We start from the raw sequence: 22,791 nt of genomic DNA, 5'->3' as shown, positions 1-22,791 counted from the left end.
TTCTCAGTACTATTTCCTCCTCCTCCCTACGGGGGAGGGGGTGGAGGGAGAGGCTTTAATAGTCTCTCTGCATTTCTGCAATTTTTTGTTGCAATTTCTGCATCTGCTCCTCTTGCAGCACCTTTTTGTATTCGATAGGGACTACCTGGATGAACTGGTCGGCATAGCGTGGCCAGTCATCGAGCATGGTGCGTGCCAGTTTGGAACCGGTATAGAGGTAGTGCTGGCGGATGAGTTCATGCAGTTCCTTGCGGTAGGAGGCCTCTTCGATGAGGCTCAGCTCCACCATTTCCATGTTGCAGAAGTAGTCGAAGTTGCCGTCCCGGTTCCAGACGTAGGCAACACCGCCGGACATGCCTGCGGCAAAGTTGCGTCCCGTCTGTCCGAGGACTACCACGCGTCCGCCGGTCATGTATTCACAACAGTGATCGCCTACTCCCTCCACTACGGCTATGGCACCGGAGTTGCGGACGGCAAAGCGCTCGCCTGCACGGCCGTTGATGTAAACCTCGCCGCTTGTGGCGCCATAAAGCAGGGTGTTGCCTGCAATCGTGTTCTTCTCTGCCTCGAAGTTGCTCCGTACCGGAGGCAGGACGGCGATGCGTCCGCCACTCAGACCTTTGCCCAGATAATCATTGGCTTCGCCTTCCAGCTTGAAGTTTACACCCGACACAAGGAAGGCGCCGAAGCTTTGTCCGGCAGAGCCCTTGAATTTCACGTTCAGCGTATGTTCGGGCAGTCCTTTTTCTCCGTATTTTGAGGCAATGGTACCAGAGAGCATGGCACCGCAGGCACGGTCGGTATTGGCGATGGTGTATTCCAGTGAGATTTCCTTCTGGTTCTCTACGGCTTCGGCAGCTGCATGCAGCATCTCCACGTCTTTTACATGGTCGATGCCATGCTGTTGGTCGGTGACGTGGCGAATGGCGGCTTCGTTGTCCACGCGTGCCAGTAGTTTGTCGAAGCTTATCAACTGATGTTTCCTGATTCCGTCATCCGGCTTGCGGACGATAAGGTCTGTGCGTCCAATGATGTCATCCAGGCGTTCCACACCGATTTCCGCCAGGTATTCGCGTACTTCCTGCGCCAGGAACTTGAAGAAGTTCACCAGATACTCGCTGCGTCCGCGGAAGCGTTTGCGCAGTTCTTGGTTCTGTGTCGCCACCCCTACGGGGCAGGTGTTCTGGTGGCATTTGCGCATCATTACGCAACCCAGTACAATCAGGGCACTTGTAGCGAAACCGAATTCTTCGGCTCCGAGCATTGCCATCAGTATGATGTCGCGGCCTGTTTTGAGCTGTCCGTCCACCTGCAACATCACTTGCCCGCGCAGGCCGTTCAGCACCAGTGTCTGTTGCGTTTCGCTCAAACCGAGTTCGGGCGAGATGCCGGCATAGCGGATAGATGATGCAGGAGAGGCTCCCGTGCCGCCCTCCGCACCCGATATGACTATCAAGTCAGCCTTTGCCTTTGCCACGCCGGCGGCAATGGTGCCCACACCGCTTTCTGCCACCAGCTTTACGCTGATTTTCGCCCGTGGGTTCACGTTTTTCAGGTCGAAGATGAGCTGTGCCAAGTCTTCGATGGAGTAAATGTCGTGGTGGGGCGGGGGGGAAATCAGCGAGATGCCCGGGATGGAGTGGCGGGTCTTGGCAATCACTTCATCCACTTTGAAGCCCGGCAGCTGTCCGCCTTCGCCCGGCTTGGCGCCTTGGGCAATCTTTATCTGTATTTCGTCCGCATTCACCAGATATTCTGCGGTGACACCGAAACGTCCTGAAGCCACCTGCTTGATGGCGCTGCGCAGGCTGGTGCCGTCTTCGCGTGGTGTGAAGCGTGCCCGGTCTTCGCCTCCTTCGCCCGTATTGCTCCGGCCGTGCAGCTTGTTCATGGCAATAGCCATGGCTTCGTGGGCTTCGCGGCTGATGGAGCCGTAGGACATGGCGCCGGTGACAAAACGCTGTACGATGTTCTCTACCGGTTCCACCCGGTCTATGCTGATAGGAGCGCGGCGGAAGTCGAGGAAGTCGCGCAGGAAGACGGGAGCTTCCTTGCCGTCTACCATGGCAGTGAACTCCTTGAATTTCTTATAGCTTCCCAGTCGTGTGGCAAGTTGCAGTGTGCTGATGGTTTCCGGGTTCCAGGCATGCTTCTCACCATCCTTGCGGAAGGCATACAGTCCGCGGTTCGGCAATAGCTCCGCTTCCCCCTTCTTTTTAATAACCTCCATCCCTTCCTTGTGGAAGGCGATGGCATCACGTGCCACTTCATCCAGGCGTATGCCTCCGATGCGTGAACTCAATCCGCCGAAGTAGGCATTGCTCAATTCCTCGCTCAGTCCTACGGCCTCGAAAATCTTCGCGCCCCGGTAAGAACGGATGGTGCTGATGCCCATCTTGCTCATAATCTTGAACAAGCCTTTGCAGACGGACTTGATATATTTCTTTTCGGCAGTGGCGTAGTCGAGCTGTATTTCCTTTTCGTTCACCAGTTTGTCGATGACAGCAAAAGCCATGTACGGATTCAGTGCGCTGGCTCCGAAACCCAGTAGCAGTGCGGCGTGCATCACTTCGCGGATTTCACCGCTTTCTACAATCAGTGCCGTCTGCACCCGTTTGCCCACAGAGATAAGATGATGGTGTACTGCCGACACGGCAAGCAGTGACGGAATGGCGGCATGGGCGGCGTCTACGTCGCGGTCGGAAAGCACAATGTAGTTCACCCCTTCGTTGACGGATTCTTCTGCCTGCTTGCAGAGGGTTGCCAATGCTTCCTGCAATCCCCGACACCCTTTTGCCACTTCGAAGAGCAGGGGCAGCTTCACGGTCTTGAAGCCTTTGTACCGGATGTTGCAGAGAATATCCAGCTGAGCATTGTTCAGGATGGGGTGGTTCAACCTCACCATCTTGCAATGGTTTTCGCTGGGTGTCAGTATGTTCATGCCTACGGCTCCGATGTATTCGGTCAGCGACATTACCAGTTCTTCGCGTATCGGGTCGATGGGAGGGTTGGTGACTTGGGCAAACTGCTGGCGGAAATAGTTGTACAGCAGTTGCGGCTTGTCCGATAGTACGGCAAGCGGTGTATCATTGCCCATGGAGTTGATGGGTTCGGCACCGGTGGTACACATCGGGACAATCAGCCGTTCCACGTCTTCTTTGGAGTAGCCGAAGATGCGCAGCATGCTGTCGTAGTTCTCCACGCTATGGGAGACTTTCCGACCGCTTTTCAGTTCGTCCAGCTCGATGCGGTTGCCGGCCAGCCAGGTGCGGTATGGTTTGGCTTCGGCAAGTTGTTTCTTCAGTTCGCCGTCATAATATATTTCGCCTTTCTCGGTGTCTATAAGCAGTATCTTGCCCGGTTGCAGTCGTCCTTTTTCCTTGATGTCTCCCGGCTCGAAATCCATCACGCCGACTTCGCTGGCCACTACCATCATGCCGCCCTGCGTAATCAGGTAGCGTGCAGGGCGCAGTCCGTTCCTGTCGAGCATGCCGCCTGCATAGCGCCCGTCGCTGAAAAGCAGTGCCGCCGGTCCGTCCCACGGCTCCATCAGGATGGAGTGGTATTCATAGAAAGCTTTCAAGTCTTCGCTGATGGGATTCTTTTCGTTGAACGATTCCGGTACGAGCATGGCCATGGCGTGCGGCAGGCTCAGGCCTGACATGATGAGGAACTCGAGCACATTGTCCAGCGAGGCACTGTCGCTCATGCCCTGTTGCACGATGGGGCGTATCTCCCGGATGTCTCCCAGGGCGGGAGAGGAGAGTACACTCTCACGGGCTTCCATCCAGCCGCGGTTGCCACGGATGGTATTGATTTCGCCGTTGTGTGCCAGCAGGCGGAAAGGCTGTGCCAGTCCCCAGGTGGGAAAAGTGTTGGTGCTGAAACGGGAGTGTACCAGTGCCAGCCCGCTGGTGAAGTAGCTGTTGGTGAGGTCGGGGAAGTAGTTGCGCAACTGCAAGGAAGAGAGCATGCCTTTGTAGACGATATTCTTCGTAGAGAGCGAGACGATGTAGAAATCCTCGCGGGTAGGGATGTCCGACTTGCGTATTCTGTTCTCTATCCTTTTCCTTATTATATAGAGTTTGCGGTCGGCAGTTTCGCTTTCCGTAAATCCGGTAATGAAAATTTGCTTGATGTCCGGTTCGTTGGCAAGAGCCGCTTCTCCCAATATTTCGGGGCAAGTGGGCACGTTGCGCAGATGCATCAGGGTCAATCCCTCCTTTTCAATCTCTTCGATAATGACGCTCAAGATGGTTGCCTGGTCTTTCTCGTCTTTGGGAAGGAAAAGCAGGCCGGTGCCGTATTTCCCTTTCTCGGGAACGGGAATGCCCTGCAACAGAATGAATTCGTGCGGTATCTGCAACATAATGCCGGCGCCGTCTCCGGTTTTGTTGTCCGCTCCTTCCGCTCCACGGTGGCGCATGTTTTCCAGTACCTTCAATGCCGATTCTACCAGTTCGTGTGATTTCCCTCCCTGGATATTGACCAGCATGCCTACCCCGCAGGCATCATGCTCATGGGATGCCTCATACAAGCCCAACTGTTTGGGCTGTCGTTGGTAATCCTCTACTTTTGTTTTGCTGTTAAAAAGTTCTTGTTTCATGACTATAAACTTTCTTTATTGCTGGATAATATTATTTGTGGTGTCAAAATGTTTGGCAAATATATTGTATTAACTGCAAAATGATAACATAAATCCCTGCCTTCTTTCTTGCAAAATTCCTGCGATAGGGGATAATGTTATGAATTGACGGAAAATACCCTATGTTTTCTTTTAATCCTAAATCAAAATCGGATGGTTTGGTTTTGATTTGTAAATTAAGCCTTTTGCTTATAAAATAATGATTTCTTTAACTTTTTGATATAAAAACAACTTTTTCCTATTCTTCTGATAAATAAATAGTGGAAAAGTTAACTTTATGTTCTTAAGAATATATATATTTGCAGCGCAAAATCAAATACTGATACATTATGTGTGGAATAGTAGGCTATATAGGTCAAAGGAAAGCCTGCCCCATTCTTATCAAAGGTCTGAAGCGGTTGGAGTACCGTGGATATGATAGTGCGGGGGTAGCATTAATCAGTGATAACCGACAGTTGAACATATACAAAGCGAAAGGTAAGGTTTCGGAACTTGAAGCTTTCGTTGCTCAAAAAGATATTTCCGGTAGCATTGATATTGCACATACACGTTGGGCTACTCATGGAGAACCTTGCTCCGTCAATGCCCATCCCCATTATTCCTCTTCCGAACGCCTCGCCCTCATCCATAACGGCATCATTGAAAACTACGCCGTCCTTAAAGAAAAACTTCAAGCCAAAGGTTATCTATTTGAAAGCAGCACTGATACCGAGGTGCCGGTACAGTTCATTGAACATATTCAGGTGACAAACCATATTGGACTTACTGACGGCGGTGCGACTTGCCTTGCAGGAAGTGACTGGGGCGTATGCCATTTGCAATCGGGCTGCGCTTGGGGAGATGTAAATGTAAATATGTACGCTATATAGAAAAAGAAAATTGTACACTTAAAGTTGTACATTGTAAATGGTAAATTGTAAATGCAAAGATGGAACAACTGAAGCATGAATGTGGCGTTGCCATGATACGCCTGCTGAAACCGTTGGAGTACTATGAAGAGAAGTACGGAACATGGATGTATGGACTGAACAAGCTCTATCTTCTGATGGAGAAACAACACAATCGCGGGCAAGAGGGTGCCGGACTGGCCTGTGTGAAACTGGAAGCCAGTCCCGGCGAGGAATATATGTTCCGTGAGCGTGCTCTCGGTCCGAGTGCCATTACCGAAATTTTCGGTACGGTGCAGAGTCACTTCAAGGACTTGACCAAGGAGCAGTTGCATGATGCGGAATATGCCAAGCGCGTGCTGCCTTTTGCCGGGGAGGTTTATATGGGACACCTGCGCTACTCCACTACCGGCAAGTCCGGCATCTCGTATGTGCACCCGTTTCTCCGGAGAAACAACTGGCGTGCCAAGAATCTTGCCCTCTGCGGCAACTTCAACATGACGAACGTAGATGAAATCTTCGCACGCATTACCGCCATCGGACAGCATCCTCGCAAATATGCCGATACCTACATCATACTGGAGCAGTTGGGGCATCGCCTTGACCGCGAAGTGGAGCGCCTCTTCAACCTTGCCGAAGCAGAGGGGCTGGCAGGTATGGACATCACCCATTACATAGAAGGCTACATCGATCTTGCCAACGTGTTGCGCACTTCGAGCAAGGAGTGGGATGGGGGATACGTGATGTGTGGGCTCACCGGAAGCGGAGAGACTTTTGCCGTACGCGACCCGTGGGGCATCCGTACTGCCTTCTGGTATCAGGATGACGAAATAGCGGTGCTTGCCAGTGAACGTCCCGTGATACAGACAGCCCTTAATGTTCCTGTCGGTTCCATCAAGGAGCTGCAACCCGGACAAGCCGTGTTTATCAACAAGTCCGGCAAGGTGCGTACCGCGCAAATCAACAAGCCGCGCAAGATGAAGCCTTGTTCCTTCGAGCGCATCTACTTCAGCCGGGGCAGTGATACGGATATTTACCGGGAACGTAAACTGTTGGGCGAGAAACTTGTACCCAACATATTGAAAGCCATCGACAACGATGTGGATCATACCGTCTTTTCTTTCATCCCCAATACGGCGGAAGTCGCCTTCTACGGAATGTTGCAAGGATTGGACAACTACCTCAACGAGGAGAAGGTGCAGCAGATTGCCGCCTTGGGGCATAGTCCCAGCCATGAAGAGCTGGAGCATATCTTGTCACGGCGCATACGGAGCGAGAAGGTGGCTATCAAGGACATTAAGCTGCGTACCTTCATTGCCGAAGGAAACAGCCGGAACGACCTTGCCGCCCATGTGTACGACATCACTTACGGAAGCCTCGTTCCGGGAGTGGATAACCTGGTGGTCATCGACGACTCGATAGTGCGCGGAACCACCTTGAGACAGAGCATCATCGGTATTCTCGACCGTTTGAGTCCGAAGAAGATAGTCATTGTGAGCTCTTCACCGCAGGTACGTTATCCCGACTATTATGGCATCGACATGGCCCGGATGAGTGAATTCATCGCTTTCAAGGCTGCCGTGGAACTGCTGAAGGAGCGTGAGATGCGCGATGTAATAGCCGCCGCCTACCGCAAGTCCAAAGAGCAGGTGGGACTGCCCAAAGAGCAGATGGTGAATTATGTGAAGGAGATTTATGCTCCTTTCACAGACGAAGAAATCTCTGCCAAGATGGTGGAACTGCTCACTCCCAAAGGGACGAAAGCCAAGGTACAGATTGTCTACCAGCCTCTCGAAGGGCTGCATGAGGCCTGCCCCAAGCATGCTGGCGACTGGTACTTCAGCGGCGATTATCCTACGCTGGGCGGTGTGAAACTGCTGAACAAGGCATTTATTGATTATGTAGAACAAGTCTATCAATTTTAAAAGCCTCTTCCCCCAACTCCCCTCTCCCGTAGTGGAGGGGGAGGAGATAGAACGGCAATGGGGAGAGGATGATTGAATTGTAATGGAATAATTATTTGATTAACAATATATTTATGAATAGCAACAATGACAAAGTGAATGTAACTTCTTCCTCCTGCCTACGGGGGGAGGGAAAGGGAGTGAGGCTTCTCCTGGATGACGGCACCGTGTTTTGCGGCAAATCGTTTGGCTTTGAAAAGCCGGTAGCGGGAGAGGTCGTTTTCAATACGGCCATGACGGGTTATCCCGAAAGCCTGACCGACCCTTCGTATGCCGGGCAGTTGATGACCCTGACCTATCCGTTGGCGGGCAATTACGGTGTGCCGCCTTTCACGCTCGAACCGGACGGGCTTGCTACCTTCATGGAGAGTGAGCATATCCATGCCGAAGCCATTATCGTCAGCGATTATTCCGAAAACTACAGCCACTGGAATGCCGTGGAAAGCCTGGGCGACTGGCTGAAACGCGAACAGATTCCGGGAATTATGGGCATTGATACCCGCGAACTGACCAAAGTGCTTCGCGAGCACGGGGTGATGATGGGGCGTATAGTTTTCGACGATGAAATGGACAATAAACAATTGCCAAAGGACGATTATGGTGAGATAAACTATGTGGATAAGGTCAGTTGCAAGGACATCATCGTATATGGCGGAACAGAAAGCCGTCGTTTTGACACCGGCACCCCCACGGCGCAGCTCAATTGTCAATTGTCAACTGCCGGTTCTCAACGGAAACGCGTAGTGCTTGTGGATTGCGGTGTCAAGCACAACATCATCCGTTGTCTGCTGAGGCGTGGTGTCGAAGTGGTCCGTGTTCCCTGGAACTACGATTATAACGGGCTGGAGTTCGACGGTCTGTTCATCTCCAACGGTCCCGGCGACCCTGATACCTGCGATGCTGCCGTACGGAATATCCGCAAGGCGATGCAAAACGAGAAACTGCCTATCTTCGGCATATGTATGGGGAACCAGCTGCTTTCCAAGGCGGGGGGCGCCAAGATATACAAACTGAAATATGGACACCGCAGCCATAACCAGCCGGTGCGCATGGTGGGTACTGAGCGTTGTTTCATCACCTCCCAGAATCATGGTTACGCCGTAGACAACAACACGCTGTCGGAAGACTGGGAACCGTTGTTCATCAATATGAACGATGGCTCCAATGAGGGCATCCGGCATAAGCGAAATCCTTGGTTCTCCGCACAGTTCCACCCCGAAGCTGCCAGCGGGCCGACGGATACGGAGTTCCTTTTCGACGAGTTCGTTAAACTGTTACAGTAAGAGAATTTTACCAATATGGGTTGTGTTCATAACCGTCTGGTAATCAGTGTGTAAGAAAATGCTATAATGAGTCCCTGACTCAATGCCATTCAGTCCCTGAGTGAATGCCTTTCAGTCCCTGACTCAATGCCATTCAATTGGCGACTGATTGTGAAAGTAAAAAAAAGATAAGGTTTTATTACTGTCGTTACACTTTTTAATAAACAGATATGCAAATGAAAGAAAACAATATAAAGAAAGTCCTGCTGCTTGGTTCCGGCGCACTGAAAATCGGTGAGGCGGGAGAATTTGACTATTCCGGTTCGCAGGCACTCAAGGCGTTGAAGGAGGAAGGTATCTACACGGTTCTCATCAACCCGAACATAGCCACGGTGCAGACCTCGGAAGGAGTTGCCGACCAGATTTACTTCCTGCCCGTCACTCCTTACTTTGTGGAGAAGGTGATAGAGAAAGAGCGTCCGGACGGCATCATGCTTGCTTTTGGCGGACAGACGGCGCTGAACTGCGGTGTTTCCCTCTATAAAGACAAGGTTTTCGAGAAGTACGGGGTGAAAGTTCTAGGCACTCCCGTGCAGGCTATCATTGACACGGAAGACCGTGAGATTTTTGTGCAGAAACTGAATGAGATTGACGTAAAGACCATCAAGAGCGAAGCTGTGGAGAACGCGGACGATGCCCGTCGCGCAGCCCGGGAACTGGGATATCCGGTCATCGTGCGTGCCGCATACGCGCTCGGCGGATTGGGTTCGGGTTTCTGCGACAATGAAGAAGAACTGAATGTGCTGGTGGAGAAGGCCTTCTCCTTCTCTCCGCAGGTGTTGGTGGAGAAATCACTGAAGGGCTGGAAGGAAGTGGAATACGAGGTGGTACGCGACCGTTTTGACAACTGTGTCACGGTTTGTAACATGGAAAACTTCGACCCGCTGGGCATCCATACGGGCGAGTCCATCGTTATTGCCCCGTCGCAGACGTTGAGCAATACGGACTATCATAAATTACGTGAACTAGCTATCCGCATTATCCGTCATATCGGCATTGTAGGAGAGTGTAACGTACAGTACGCTTACGACCCGATGAGCGAAGACTACCGGGTAATCGAGGTGAATGCACGCTTGAGCCGTTCATCCGCATTGGCCTCTAAAGCAACGGGTTATCCGTTGGCATTTGTAGCGGCGAAACTTGGCTTGGGCTATGGCTTGTTCGACTTGAACAACTCTGTGACGAAGACGACAAGCGCTTTCTTTGAACCTGCTCTGGACTATGTGGTCTGCAAGATACCGCGTTGGGACTTGGGCAAGTTCCACGGGGTGGACAAGGAGCTCGGTTCTTCCATGAAATCGGTCGGCGAAGTAATGGCTATCGGCCGCACTTTTGAGGAAGCTATCCAAAAGGGGCTTCGCATGATAGGCCAGGGTATGCACGGCTTCGTAGAGAACAAGGAACTTGTAATATCCGATATCGACAAGGCTCTGCGCGAACCTACCGACAAGCGCATCTTTGTCATTTCAAAAGCTTTCCGTGCCGGATATACGGTAGACCAGGTGCACGAGCTGACCAAGATTGACAAATGGTTCCTCGAAAAGCTGATGAACATCATGAAGACGTCAAAGGAGTTGCACTCCTTCCAGCTGTCAACTTCCAATGCTGAATTATCAACTGTCAATCATCAACTGTCAACAATCCCCGTGGGCTTGTTGCGCAAGGCAAAAGTGCAAGGCTTTTCCGATTTCCAGATTGCCCGTGCCATCGGCTTCGAAGGAGACATGGAAAACGGCATCCTGTACATTCGCAACTATCGTAAGCATGCAGGCATCTTGCCCGTAGTAAAGCAGATTGATACTCTTGCCGCCGAATATCCCGCACAGACCAACTATCTGTACCTGACGTATAGCGGTGTTGCCAACGACGTTCATTATCTGGGCGACAAGAAGAGCATCGTCGTATTGGGCTCCGGCGCCTACCGTATCGGTTCTTCCGTAGAGTTCGACTGGTGTGGCGTGCAGGCTCTGAACACCATCCGCAAGGAGGGCTACCGCAGTGTCATGATAAACTATAATCCTGAAACCGTGTCTACGGACTATGATATGTGCGACCGCCTTTATTTCGACGAGCTTACCTTCGAGCGCGTGATGGATATTCTCGAACTGGAGAATCCCCACGGAGTGATTGTTTCTACCGGCGGCCAGATTCCTAACAACCTAGCCTTGCGCCTCGATGCGCAGAAGGTACCTATCCTCGGTACAAGCGCCAAGAGCATCGACAATGCCGAAGACCGTGACAAGTTCTCCGCCATGCTCGACCGCATCGGTGTGGACCAGCCCGAATGGCGGGCGCTGACCTCTCTGGAGGATATCAACGCCTTTGTGGATAAAGTGGGCTTCCCGGTATTGGTTCGGCCTTCCTATGTATTGTCCGGTGCCGCGATGAACGTCTGCTCCAACCGGGAGGAACTGGAACGTTTCCTGAGGCTGGCAGCGAATGTCAGCAAGAAACACCCCGTAGTGGTAAGCCAGTTCATTGAGCATGCCAAGGAGGTGGAGATGGATGCTGTGGCGCAGGACGGTGAGATTATTGCGTACGCCATCAGTGAGCATATCGAGTTTGCCGGGGTACATTCCGGCGACGCTACCATCCAGTTCCCGCCGCAGAAGTTGTATGTCGAGACGGTTCGCCGCATCAAGCGCATCAGCCGCGAGATAGCCCGTGAGCTGAATATCTCCGGTCCGTTCAACATCCAGTACCTGGCCCGTGAAAACGATATCAAGGTGATTGAGTGTAACCTCCGTGCCAGCCGTTCGTTCCCGTTTGTCAGCAAGGTGCTAAAGATAAACCTTATTGAGCTGGCTACGAAAGTGATGCTTGGCCTCCCCGTGCAGAAGCCGGACAAGAATCTGTTCGACCTGGACTATGTAGGCATCAAGGCGAGCCAGTTCTCCTTCAACCGTCTGCAGAAGGCAGACCCGGTGCTGGGTGTGGATATGGCAAGCACGGGAGAGGTGGGTTGCATCGGCAGCGATACTTCCTGCGCCATTCTCAAGGCGATGCTCTCCGTGGGCTACCGCATTCCCGAGAAGAATATCCTGCTTTCTACCGGTACTCCGAAGCAGAAGGTGGACATGCTTTCTGCCGCGCGTATGCTTCAGAAGAAGGGGTATAAGATATTTGCCACAGGTGGTTCCAGCAACTTCCTTACGGAGAATGGCGTGGAGAATACACGCGTCTACTGGCCCAGCGAACCCGAACGACAGCCGCAGGCACTCGACATGCTGCACCGCAAGGAAATAGACATGGTGGTCAATATCCCGAAGAACCTCACCGCAGGCGAGCTGGATAACGGCTACAAGATACGCCGCGCTGCCATCGACCTTAATATTCCGCTGATAACGAATGCCCGTCTGGCAAGTGCGTTCATCAATGCATTCTGCACGATGACGCCGGACGACTTGGCCATTAAGTCGTGGGCGGACTACAAATGAGATGCCAGAAGCGGGGGCTGAATCTCTTGTTGTTGCAGAAGGTTATTGAAATTCTACAAGAAACGGGAAGCTTACCTTCAGAATACAAACCTCATCTTCTGCCCGGGCAATTTGCGCGATGCGGGGGGAGTGCCATGTCAAGCCGGATGGGTTATTGATATGGGAGCAGGATGATAAGGAATTAACATTGCTTCTGCTCAATACAGGAACACATTCTGATTTATTTTAATACCCAATTGTGTTTTTAATATTAGTTCGATGGAAACAATTTTAATCCAATACTATCAATCTCCTTATGGCGACCTGCTCCTCGGCGCTTCCGGCGATAAACTCTGCCTATGCGACTGGATGCTGAACGAGAAACGTAGAATGACCATTGATAAGCGCATACGGCAGGCACTGCATGCCGATTATGAGGAAGGCACTTCGGAAGTTATTTCGCGGGCAATCATCCAGTTGGATGAGTATTTTGCCTGTAAGCGGACCATATTCGATGTTCCACTGCTTGCTGTCGGAACAGAATTCCAGCAGACGGTGTGGCAGGAGTTGCAGAACATCCCTTACGGAAAGACCATGTCCTATGGCGAACTTTCACGAAAGCTGGGCCATCCGAAAGCCGTGCGCGCGGTGGCGGCTGCCAATGGGGCGAATGCCCTTTCGATATTCATCCCCTGCCATCGGGTGGTGGGCAGCAACCATAGGCTGATAGGCTATGCCGGTGGATTGGCAGCCAAACAGGGGATGCTGGCATTGGAAGCCGACTCTTGCGACCGACCATCAGGCTCCCGTATAGGATAGCCGTTCCTGTCAATTTATTGATGGAGCTTATCTGATATTTATCAGCTTTATTATTGGAAAAAACTCCTATCTTTGTGCGTAAATAATAAACATCTTACATCAAAATGAATACACGGACTACTTATCTTGCCTCGAAACCGCATTATGAGATTCTTGACGGACTTCGTGGCGTGGCAGCTGTCATGGTTATTATCTTCCATCTTTTTGAAGCACATGCGGGAGGCAGCCATCTTGCTCAAATCATCAATCATGGTTATCTGGCCGTAGATTTCTTCTTCATGCTTTCCGGTTTTGTTATCGGTTATGCTTATGATGACCGTTGGAACCGGATGACCGTGGGCACTTTCTTCAAACGCCGTATCATCCGCCTGCATCCTATGGTGATTATGGGGAGTATTGTGGGAGCTGCCTTTTTCTATTTGCAGGAATCGCCTTGTTTTCCGCCTATCGAGAATACGTCCATCGGAACAATGCTGCTGGTGATGTTGCTGGGCTGCACATTGCTTCCCCTTCCGTTGAAGTTCGACATTCGCGGCTGGACGGAGATGCACCCGTTGAATGGCCCGGCATGGTCGCTCTATTATGAATATATCGGTAATATTCTGTATGCGCTGTTTGTGCGCAAGTTCAATAAGGTGGCCTTATCGGTGCTGGTGTTTGTGGCAGGTTGTTTCACGATATACCGTTGCCTGACTGCTCCTGCCGGCGATATTGTGGGTGGTTGGGCTTTGAACTGGGAACAGCAGTATGTGGGGATGGTCCGGCTGATGTATCCGTTCTTCGGCGGATTACTTCTGTCACGCCTCGGCTGGCTGATACGGCTTGAAAAGCGTGCTTTCTGGTGGTGTAGCCTGCTGATTGTGGTGGTTCTTTCCATTCCCCGCATCGGAGGTGAGGACGGCTATTGGATGAACGGGCTTTACGAGGCTTTCTGCATTATCTGCATCTTTCCGGTTATTGTTTCAATGGGAGCGGGCGGCAAGGTGACCGGTAAGCGCTCTACTGCCGTATGTAAGTTCCTGGGAGATATTTCCTATCCGATTTATATCACCCATTATCCGCTGGTATATACTTATACGGCTTGGGTATGCAATAATAACGCTACAATGGTGGAAGGTATTCCTTATATGATACTAACTTTCGTTGGAGCCGTTGTCCTTGCTTATGCTTGTTTGAAACTGTACGACGAACCGATGCGCAGGTGGCTGACAGACCGTTTCCTGAAAGGGAAAAAGAAATAGTTCCACATTTGTCTATGGATATGAAATCTCCCGTTGCATTGTTTTGTGCAGCGGGAGATTTTCTTTTCAGACTAGTTTAAAACGCATTCTCCAGCGCTTTGCTTCTTCGTCCCAATCGTGGCTGATGATTTTGAAAGTTCCGATTTCCGATGTATTTTCTACATGTGCTCCGATGCAGAGACATTCGTCGTAATCGCCTACCTTCACGACACGTACCGTTTCGGAGGCACTGTCGGGCAGGCGCTTCAGGTCGAAACGTCCTTGTGCTTCCTCTTGCGTGATGAATTCTGTTGTGACGGGCAGATGCCGGGCGATAACCTCGTTTACGGCTTCTTCCAGCTTCTTTACTTCTTCTTCGGCAGGGCAGTCGGCAAGACGATAGTCCAGCTTGCTCTTCTTCCGTTCGATGTGTGCTGATATGGAGCGGCCGCAACTGAATAACCTTATCATGGTTTGGTTGATGATATGCTCCGTTGTGTGCATGGGAGGGTACTCCTGCTTGTTGTGGTCATTGAGATGAGGTTGTTGTTCCATGTATAATTTCAATAGTCGTTGATATATATATTATCGTTTGAGATGGGCTAGCACTTCTTCTTTCAAGATGCTGTATATATGTATATCTGTATATTCTCCGGAAGCCAGCAGTTCTCCGCAACGTTCTGTTCCCTCATGGATGAAACCGAGGCGAACCGGTACAGCATTACTGGCTGCGTTATCCACGGCACAGCGAATTTGTATCCGTTTCATCTCTTTTTCTTGTACGGCCCACAGGCACAACTTGCGGACACTTTCAGTAATGATGCCCCGGTGCTGGTATTCCGGCAGTAGCCAATAGCCGAGTTCTGTACGGTGGTTGTCGAAATCGGAGAAATGGAAACCTATCAGTCCGCAGATTTCATGCTGTTGGTTCCAAATGCCGAATATAGGTTCATACCGTTCGGCAGGAGCGGATAGTGCCTGGCGTAAAAAAGCTTCTTCATCAGCTATCGTACGCATATTATCCACGAATGGCAGCCATGTTCTTAAGTAATCCCGGTGTGTGTCGATGGCATAGTAGATGGCTGCGGCATCTTCTATTCTGATTTCTTGCAGATAAATGTCCGGAAGGAGGGGGAAGGAAATGGGAGAGGGGAGAATATGCACGTCTCCTGATTGGGAAAGCTGTATCCTTTCCTTGATTTTTCCCCAGGCATGTGTATCGAACAGACAGCTTTCACGCATGGTGTGATACATCTCCTTGAACCGCGACATGGGGATAGTGAGGCTTAATAAATCAGCTTCGAAGTATGGGCGGACGGAGGGGTCGAAGAATCCCAGGAAAGTACGTTTCCCTTGTTTCCGGTTTTCAATGATGGCTTGGGTAATGACGGAGCAACAGCCGGAGCCGAATGGAGCTGCCACGGTATCTAATGCATTGTTGTCAAAAGAAGCCCATGTCGCCAGCCCGGATAGTATATCGGGCGTGGGCAGGAACAGCACGCCTTCTACTTCGTCGAAGGAAGGTATCTTGTCTATGCGGGCAAAATGCAGGTAGGTCTTGTCGGCTCTGGGAATCTGTAGTTCACTGATAAAATCTACCACCATTTCGGGAGTCTTCTTGTATTTCTCTTTCAAGGAGACGAAATCCGGGACGCGCTCGGGCATTTCTGTAAATCCGGTATAGAACTTACCTCCTCCGCAGGCGATTGTTTCGTTGCTGAGACTGACGGTTCTACCGTCTCTGACTTGTTTCATACATTTGAAGAGACAACCGGTTACTTTCTCTGTAGATGCCTCCATTCGGTCTGAATACCAAAAGGCGATGGGGAGTTCGGCACGTTGGCCGAAAGCTTCCTGATAATTGGCAATGAATGTGTGTATATCCATGATAATCGGATGATATTATGATATGGTCTATCTTTGAATTCTCCGTAAAGGTAATTCAATATTTTAAATCTTTTGCTTGCAGTATGCCCTTTTATCACTCTGCTTTCGAGCTTTTAATGATAGTAGAATAGGATTTTATGGTATTTTAATTACTTTTGCATGAGGATTCTCAAAAAGTATTGCCTTTGACTAATCAGAAAGCCGTATGAAAAATATAATTATATTCTTGTGTCTTTGTACCATCTATATGTGCCGCCTTTATGCTGCAAACAGCAGCCGGGCGGATTCTTTGCTGCTGAAACTGGACCGGGTGATAAAGGAGCGTCCCATATATATGGAGCAGAAAGAGCTGAAGCTGGTGGAGCTGAAAAGACAGTTGTATCGGCAGATACCGGCTGAAGAACGTTTTGCCATTCTTGGCACATTGCTGGATGAGTACCGTTCGTTCAATACGGATTCTGCATTGCACGTGGCCGAGGAGAGGGAACGGATAGCCATACGTCTTGGAAACCCGGAATACATAGACAATGCTCGCATGAATAAAGCAGATGTTTTGGGAATGACCGGTATGTATAAGGAGGGTATGGATTTAATGCAGAATATTCATGCAAATCGGTTATCGGAGGCTATCCGTCCATATTATTACCATATCTATCGTACGGTCTATGGCCTTATGGCCGATTATGCTGTGACGGAATATGAAAAGAAGCTTTATGCGGAGCTTACGGACAGATATCGTGATTCGTTGTTGCTGGTCAATAAAGATAATCTTCTGATACATACCTTGATTCAGTCCGACCAGTATAATGTACGCAATGAATGTGACAAGGCCATCCGTTTGCTGACAGATTATCTGGCACAGCAGAAGGACTATGAACACGACGTTGCGATTTGTGCCTATACTTTATCAGAGTCTTACCGTCTGAAAGGTGACAAGGAGAAGGAAAAGGAATACCTGATTGTTTCTGCTATAGCGGATATGAAAACCGCTGTCCGTGAATATGTCTCTTTGCGCAAGCTCGCGGTACTGCTTTACCAGGAAGGGGATATCGAGCGTGCCTATTCTTATGTGAAGATATGTATGGAAGACGCAGCCGCCTGCAATGCCCGATTGCGCAAGCTGGAGATTCTGGAAATCTTTCCTATCATTAATGATGCTTACCAGCAAAAGACAGAGAAGCAGCAAGAGCAGATGAAATGGGCACTGGTATCTATCAGCCTGCTTTCACTTTTTCTGTTGCTTGCCATATTCTATGTGTACAAGCAGATGAAGAAAGTGGCTGCTGCCCGCAGAGAAGTGATTGATGCCAACAAACGGCTGAAGGAGCTGAACAATGAGCTTCATCTCTCCAATGCACAGCTCAAGGAGGCGAACCATAGCATTGCTGAAAACTCTTATCTGAAGGAGGAGTATATCGGCCGATATATGGATCAGTGCTCGGTCTATTTGGAAAAGATGGACAATTACCGCCGGTCGCTGGGAAAGATTGCCGCTACCGGAAATGTGGAAGAGCTTTACAAGAACATCAAGTCTTCCAAATTTATAGAAGGAGAATTGAAGGAATTCTATACCAACTTTGACAATACTTTCCTGCAGCTGTTTCCTACTTTTGTAGAAGACTTCAATGCCCTGCTTGCCGATAATGAGCAAATATCCCTGAAAAATGGCGAACGGATGAATACAGAGTTGCGTATCTTTGCATTGATACGTTTGGGTATTACTGACAGCGTGAAGATAGCCCAATTCCTTCGGTATTCCGTTACTACTATTTATAACTATCGTACGAAAGTCCGCAATAAAGCTGCCGGTGACCGCGACTTATTGGAACAGGAAGTGATGAAAATTGGCAAGTCGAAGAACTGAAATTTGGGATTTTGAAGCCTGAAAGTGTCTCTTATACGTTTATATTTCCACTACTTTTTTAGTTGTATAATGATTTTATATGTTATTGATAAATAGAATTTTAAATCTGTTTTAATGGTGTAATACACTACTTTTTTACTCTTTCTCCCACTATTGACCTCTCTTATCTGATACATTTGCATTGTTCCTCTTCGGAAAGAGTGACACATGTGATTTATGTTTTTATTATTAACTTTTAATTCTTATATTATGCAAAAGTACAAAATGCCAATCGGCAGGCTACGGATGATGGTTTGTCTGATAGGGATGTTACTTCCGATGTGCATGTTCGCGCAGCAAATTACAGTACAAGGTGTAGTGAAAGACCAGACCGGTGAAACGGTTATTGGCGCCAGTGTAATGGAAAAAGGAACCACAAATGGGACAATAACCGGTATTGACGGTGATTTCTCTTTGAACATGTCTCCGAACGGTACCCTTGTCGTTTCATTTGTAGGCTATAAGACCCAGGAGGTTCAGGTGAAAGGACAGAAACAGCTTCAGGTAGTTTTGTCTGAAGACACCGAAATGCTGGATGAAGTCGTGGTGATAGGATATGGTACCATGAAGAAAAGCGACCTTACAGGAGCAGTGTCCTCCATTGGCAACAAGGATATCAAGGATTCCCCCGTATCCAATTTGGGACAAGCCATCCAGGGAAAAATCTCAGGTGTACAGATTGTAGATGCCGGTAAACCGGGAGACAATGTATCCATCAAGATTCGTGGTTTGGGTTCTATCAACAACTGCGACCCGCTGGTCGTGATTGACGGAGTGCCTACCGACTTGGGCTTGTCTTCCTTGAATATGGCCGATGTGGAACGTTTGGATGTATTGAAGGATGCTTCGGCCACAGCCATCTACGGTTCTCGGGGAGCCAATGGAGTTGTGATGATTACCACCAAACGCGGTACGGAAGGAAAAGGAAAACTTGCTGTATCTGCCAATTACTCTTTCCAGAATGCTACGAACGTACCTTCTTTATTGAACGCGGCGCAGTATGCCGAGTTGAGTAATGACATGATGGTGAACAGTGGACGCAATCCTAATCCGGAATGGGCCAATCCTTCTGAATTGGGTGCAGGTACCGACTGGATGGATGAATTGCTCCGTACGGGTGTGATGCAGAACTATACGGTAAGTTATTCCGGCGGTAACGAGAAATCCCATTATTATGTGTCCGGTGGTTTTCTGGATCAGTCCGGTATCGTGAAGAGTGTGAATTACCGTCGCTTCACATTCCAGTCCAACAGTGATGCGCAAGTCTTGAAATGGTTGAAGTTCTCCAATAACATTACGTTCAGTGCCGATACGAAGAAGTCGGGCAGCTATAATATAGGCGACGCACTGAAAGCGCTCCCCATTTATCCGGTGAAGAATGAAGATGGCAGTTGGAGTGGCCCTGATGGTAACTCGGAATGGTATGGCAGCACGCGCAACCCCATTGGACCGACGGAACTGAACAAGAGTCAGACTGATGGATATAACTTCCTGGCCAACTTGACGGCAGAACTTACTTTTACCAAATGGCTTAAGTTTAAAAGTACTTTCGGCTATGATGCCAAATTCTGGTTCATAGACAACTTTACCCCCAAGTATAACTGGAAACCCACTCCCACAGAGGAGACTTCACGTTATAAGAGCGATAACAAGTCGTTCACTTATTTGTGGGACAACTATTTCCTATTCGACCATACTTTTGCAGAAAAACATCGTGTGGGATTGATGGCTGGTATGTCTGCCCAATGGAACACCAACGACTACCTGAATGCGCAGAAGAATGTGTTTATGTTCGACAATGTGCACGAAATGGATAATGGCGAGGAAATGTATGCCATCGGTGGAAACGAGACAGAGTGGGCATTGCTCTCTTACATGGCACGTGTCAACTACTCTTACGAAGACCGCTATTTGCTGACTGCAACCATTCGTCGTGACGGTTCCAGCCGTTTCGGTAAGAAACATCGCTGGGGTACTTTCCCTTCCGTATCTGTGGCATGGCGTGCCTCTCAGGAAAAGTGGTTTCCAAAAAACGACTATATCAATGACCTGAAAGTGCGTGCGGGATACGGTGTGACCGGTAGCCAGGCAAGTGTTGGAAACTACAGCTATCTGGCATCCTACAATACCAGTGTATATCCTTTTGGCATTTCGAGCGGCAATCAGACAGCGCTGGTTTCTTCTACTCTTGCCAACCCGTATATCCATTGGGAAGAGGTGGCACAAACCAACATCGGTTTTGATGCCTCACTGTTCAATTCACGCGTTATGTTCTCGTTCGATGCTTATCTGAAGGAGACGAGAGACATGCTGGTAAAGGCGTCTATCCCCATCACATCGGGATTTGAAGATACTACAACCACGTATACCAATGCCGGAAAAGTACGTAATCAAGGTATTGAAATGAGCCTGCATACCATCAACCTGACGGGTGAACTGGGATGGGAAACGAATCTGACCGCCACTTACAACAAGAATAAAATTAAGGATTTGAACAGCGACGTTCCTTATTACATTAACCAAATCAATAACTCCTATGTAACGATGCTAGCAAAGGACTATCCCATTAATGTCTTCTACGGCTATGTTACGGACGGAATCTTCCAGAACCAGTCTGAAGTGAATACACATGCCGTGCAGCCGGGAGCTGAGCCGGGTGATATCCGTTTCAGGGATTTGAACAACGATGGTGTCATCAATGATAGTGACCGTACCGTCATCGGTAACCCGAACCCAAGTTGGCTGTTCTCCATGAACAACAGCCTTTCCTATAAGGGTTTCGAACTTTCTGTTTTCCTGCAAGGTATAGCCGGAAATAAGATATACAATGCCAACAATATCGACAATACCGGTATGGCAGCTGCCTATAACCAGACTATCGACGTACTGGAGCGTTGGCAAGGAGAGGGCACCAGTAATTCGATGCCGCGTGCCGTGTTCGGCGACCCCAATCAGAATACACGCGTATCAGATCGCTTTGTGGAGAATGGTTCTTATCTGCGCTTGAAGAATATCACACTCTCATATACTTTCCCGAAGCAGTGGTTGCAGAAAGCCCGGATTGAGAATGCACGCCTTTCACTCTCTTGTGAGAATGTGGCTACCATCACCGGATATTCCGGTTTCGACCCCGAAGTGGGTATTAACGGAATAGATCAGAATCGTTACCCCATCTCCCGTACGTTCAGTGTAGGATTAAACTTTAACTTTTAATGATTGACTCGGATATGAAAAAGATAACAAATTTACTATATATGCTGGCGGTATTGCTGCTGGCTTCCTGCAGCGACTTCCTGGACAAGTCTCCTAAAAATACGGTTGACCCGGAAACGACGGTGACCGATGATGTGGCCATTGCTCTGACCAATGCCTGCTATCGCACCCTTCAGTCTTCCAATATGTACAACCAGCGTATCTGGACATTGGATATTGTGGCAGGCAATAGCTTGGTTGGTGCCGGTGGCGGTACTGATGGTCTTGAAACGATACAAGCTTCTAACTTCATAACGCAGAGCGACAATGGCATGGCATTGTACATGTGGCGTTCTCCCTGGGTGGGGATAGGACAATGCAACATTGTGTTGAATAGTCTTTTGGAGGCTGAAGCCGTGTCAGAGAGAATCAAGAACCGCTGTCTGGGAGAGGCTTATTTTCTCCGTGCACATTATTACTATGTATTGGTACGTCTGTACGGTGGTGTTCCACTGCGTTTGGCTCCTTATAATCCGGGAGAACCGACAGACATTGCACGCGCTACAGTCGAAGAGACTTATGCCCAGATAATTTCCGATTGTAAGAATGCGGTTGACCTGCTTCCTGCCAAGTCTTCTTACGACGACGAAAATGTGGGACGTGCTTGCAAAGATGCAGCTTTGGCCATGTTGGCAGATATTTATCTGACGCTGGCTCCTAATCATACGGAATATTATCAGGAGGTATCTGATTTGTGTGATGAGATAACAAATTTGGGGTATGACCTTTCTTCCTGCAAGTATGAGGACAATTTCGATGCATTGGTCAATAACGGGCCGGAATCTTTATTCGAAGTCCAGTATTCGGGAAATACGGAATATGATTTCTGGGGGAACAACCCGCAGTCTTCCTGGCTTTCCACTTTCATGGGGCCCCGTAATTCGGATTTTGTTGCCGGAAGTTATGGCTGGAACCAGCCTACAGAAGAATTTGTGGGGCAATATGAGAGCGGTGACAAACGTAAGGATTTGACCGTGCTTTATGCCGGATGTCCGGACTTTGACGGTAAGGCTTACAAAAGCTCTTATTCCAATACGGGATACAATGTACGCAAGTTCCTAGTGTCGAAAACGGTTTCTCCGGAGTATAACACCAATCCTGCGAACTTCGTAATTTATCGTTATGCGGACGTCCTGCTGAAGAAGGCCGAAGCTTTGAATGAAATGGGACGCCCTGACCAGGCTGCCGCTCCTTTGAATATTGTACGTAAGCGTGCCGGACTGCCGGAGGTTTCGGGCTTGTCACAGGAAACCATGCGTGAAAAGATTATCCATGAGCGCCGCATGGAACTAGCTTTCGAAGGGCATCGCTGGTTCGACATGATTCGTGTCAACAATGGAGAGTATGCCATTAAATTCCTGCATTCCATTGGAAAGAGCAACGTGAACAAGAACCGCTTGCTGTTCCCTATTCCGCAGACGGAGATGGATGCTAATACCTTAATGGTGCAGAACCCGGGTTATTAATTAATTTAAT

At 49.3% G+C, this 22,791-nt stretch carries 11 protein-coding genes and 2 pseudogenes; 10 read left to right on the top strand and 3 right to left on the bottom strand.

The features are described from left to right. Positions 1–55: 55 nt before the first annotated feature. A complete protein-coding gene (gene gltB, locus E5355_RS06135; protein WP_136009608.1) occupies positions 56–4,606 on the bottom strand; it encodes a glutamate synthase large subunit in 4,551 nt (1,516 codons plus the stop codon). A gap of 368 nt (positions 4,607–4,974) precedes the next feature. Here gltB and E5355_RS06130 point away from each other — a divergent pair. The 7 genes and pseudogenes from E5355_RS06130 to E5355_RS06100 all read left to right on the top strand — a co-directional run. Further along, a pseudogene (locus E5355_RS06130) lies at positions 4,975–5,461 on the top strand (glutamine--fructose-6-phosphate aminotransferase); the annotation flags it as partial. A 112-nt stretch (positions 5,462–5,573) separates the two neighbouring features. Then, on the top strand, positions 5,574–7,457 hold the full coding sequence (locus E5355_RS06125) for an amidophosphoribosyltransferase (RefSeq protein ID WP_136009607.1): 1,884 nt from the start codon (positions 5,574–5,576) through the stop codon (positions 7,455–7,457). 113 nt (positions 7,458–7,570) lie between these two features. Beyond that, positions 7,571–8,779 carry a glutamine-hydrolyzing carbamoyl-phosphate synthase small subunit gene (gene carA, locus E5355_RS06120; RefSeq protein ID WP_136009606.1) on the top strand — a complete coding sequence of 403 codons (1,209 nt, stop codon included), beginning with the start codon at positions 7,571–7,573 and terminating at the stop codon, positions 8,777–8,779. Positions 8,780–8,994: 215 nt separating this feature from the next. After that, complete coding sequence (gene carB / locus E5355_RS06115) at positions 8,995–12,255, top strand: carbamoyl-phosphate synthase (glutamine-hydrolyzing) large subunit (protein ID WP_136009605.1); 3,261 nt, start codon at positions 8,995–8,997, stop codon at positions 12,253–12,255. Next, positions 12,252–12,484 (top strand): annotated as a pseudogene (locus tag E5355_RS06110) (type II toxin-antitoxin system mRNA interferase toxin, RelE/StbE family). Before carB ends, E5355_RS06110 begins: the two are co-directional and overlap by 4 nt. Positions 12,485–12,513: 29 nt before the next feature. Continuing rightward, positions 12,514–13,053 (top strand): methylated-DNA--[protein]-cysteine S-methyltransferase, encoded by a 540-nt coding sequence (locus tag E5355_RS06105; protein ID WP_136009604.1) that lies wholly within the window; start codon positions 12,514–12,516, stop codon positions 13,051–13,053. A 104-nt stretch (positions 13,054–13,157) separates the two neighbouring features. Then, entirely contained in the window at positions 13,158–14,294 is a 1,137-nt protein-coding gene (locus E5355_RS06100; RefSeq protein WP_136009603.1) for an acyltransferase family protein, read from the top strand. A 66-nt stretch (positions 14,295–14,360) separates the two neighbouring features. Here the strand turns inward: E5355_RS06100 and E5355_RS06095 are convergent, their stop codons facing one another. Both E5355_RS06095 and E5355_RS06090 read right to left on the bottom strand, forming a co-directional pair. Continuing rightward, positions 14,361–14,828, bottom strand: a complete 468-nt coding sequence (locus E5355_RS06095; protein ID WP_136009602.1) for a hypothetical protein — start codon at positions 14,826–14,828, stop codon at positions 14,361–14,363. Between the two features lie 30 nt (positions 14,829–14,858). Next, entirely contained in the window at positions 14,859–16,160 is a 1,302-nt protein-coding gene (locus E5355_RS06090) for a GNAT family N-acetyltransferase (RefSeq protein ID WP_136009601.1), read from the bottom strand. Positions 16,161–16,365: 205 nt separating this feature from the next. Here E5355_RS06090 and E5355_RS06085 point away from each other — a divergent pair, with 205 nt between their 5' ends. From E5355_RS06085 to E5355_RS06075, 3 genes are all read left to right on the top strand, one after another. Next, positions 16,366–18,024 carry a DUF6377 domain-containing protein gene (locus E5355_RS06085; RefSeq protein WP_136009600.1) on the top strand — a complete coding sequence of 553 codons (1,659 nt, stop codon included), beginning with the start codon at positions 16,366–16,368 and terminating at the stop codon, positions 18,022–18,024. Positions 18,025–18,273: 249 nt separating this feature from the next. Beyond that, positions 18,274–21,276 (top strand): SusC/RagA family TonB-linked outer membrane protein, encoded by a 3,003-nt coding sequence (locus E5355_RS06080; protein ID WP_136009599.1) that lies wholly within the window; start codon positions 18,274–18,276, stop codon positions 21,274–21,276. A 14-nt stretch (positions 21,277–21,290) separates the two neighbouring features. Further along, entirely contained in the window at positions 21,291–22,781 is a 1,491-nt protein-coding gene (locus tag E5355_RS06075; protein ID WP_168354288.1) for a RagB/SusD family nutrient uptake outer membrane protein, read from the top strand. The last annotated feature ends 10 nt before the right edge of the window (positions 22,782–22,791 follow it).

Origin of the sequence: Bacteroides muris (ex Afrizal et al. 2022) (genome assembly GCF_004793475.1) — a bacterium.
GTDB lineage: Bacteria > Bacteroidota > Bacteroidia > Bacteroidales > Bacteroidaceae > Bacteroides > Bacteroides muris.
The sequence above is the reverse complement of the archived record's forward strand: the minus strand, read 5'-3'. Positions and strand labels throughout refer to the sequence as shown.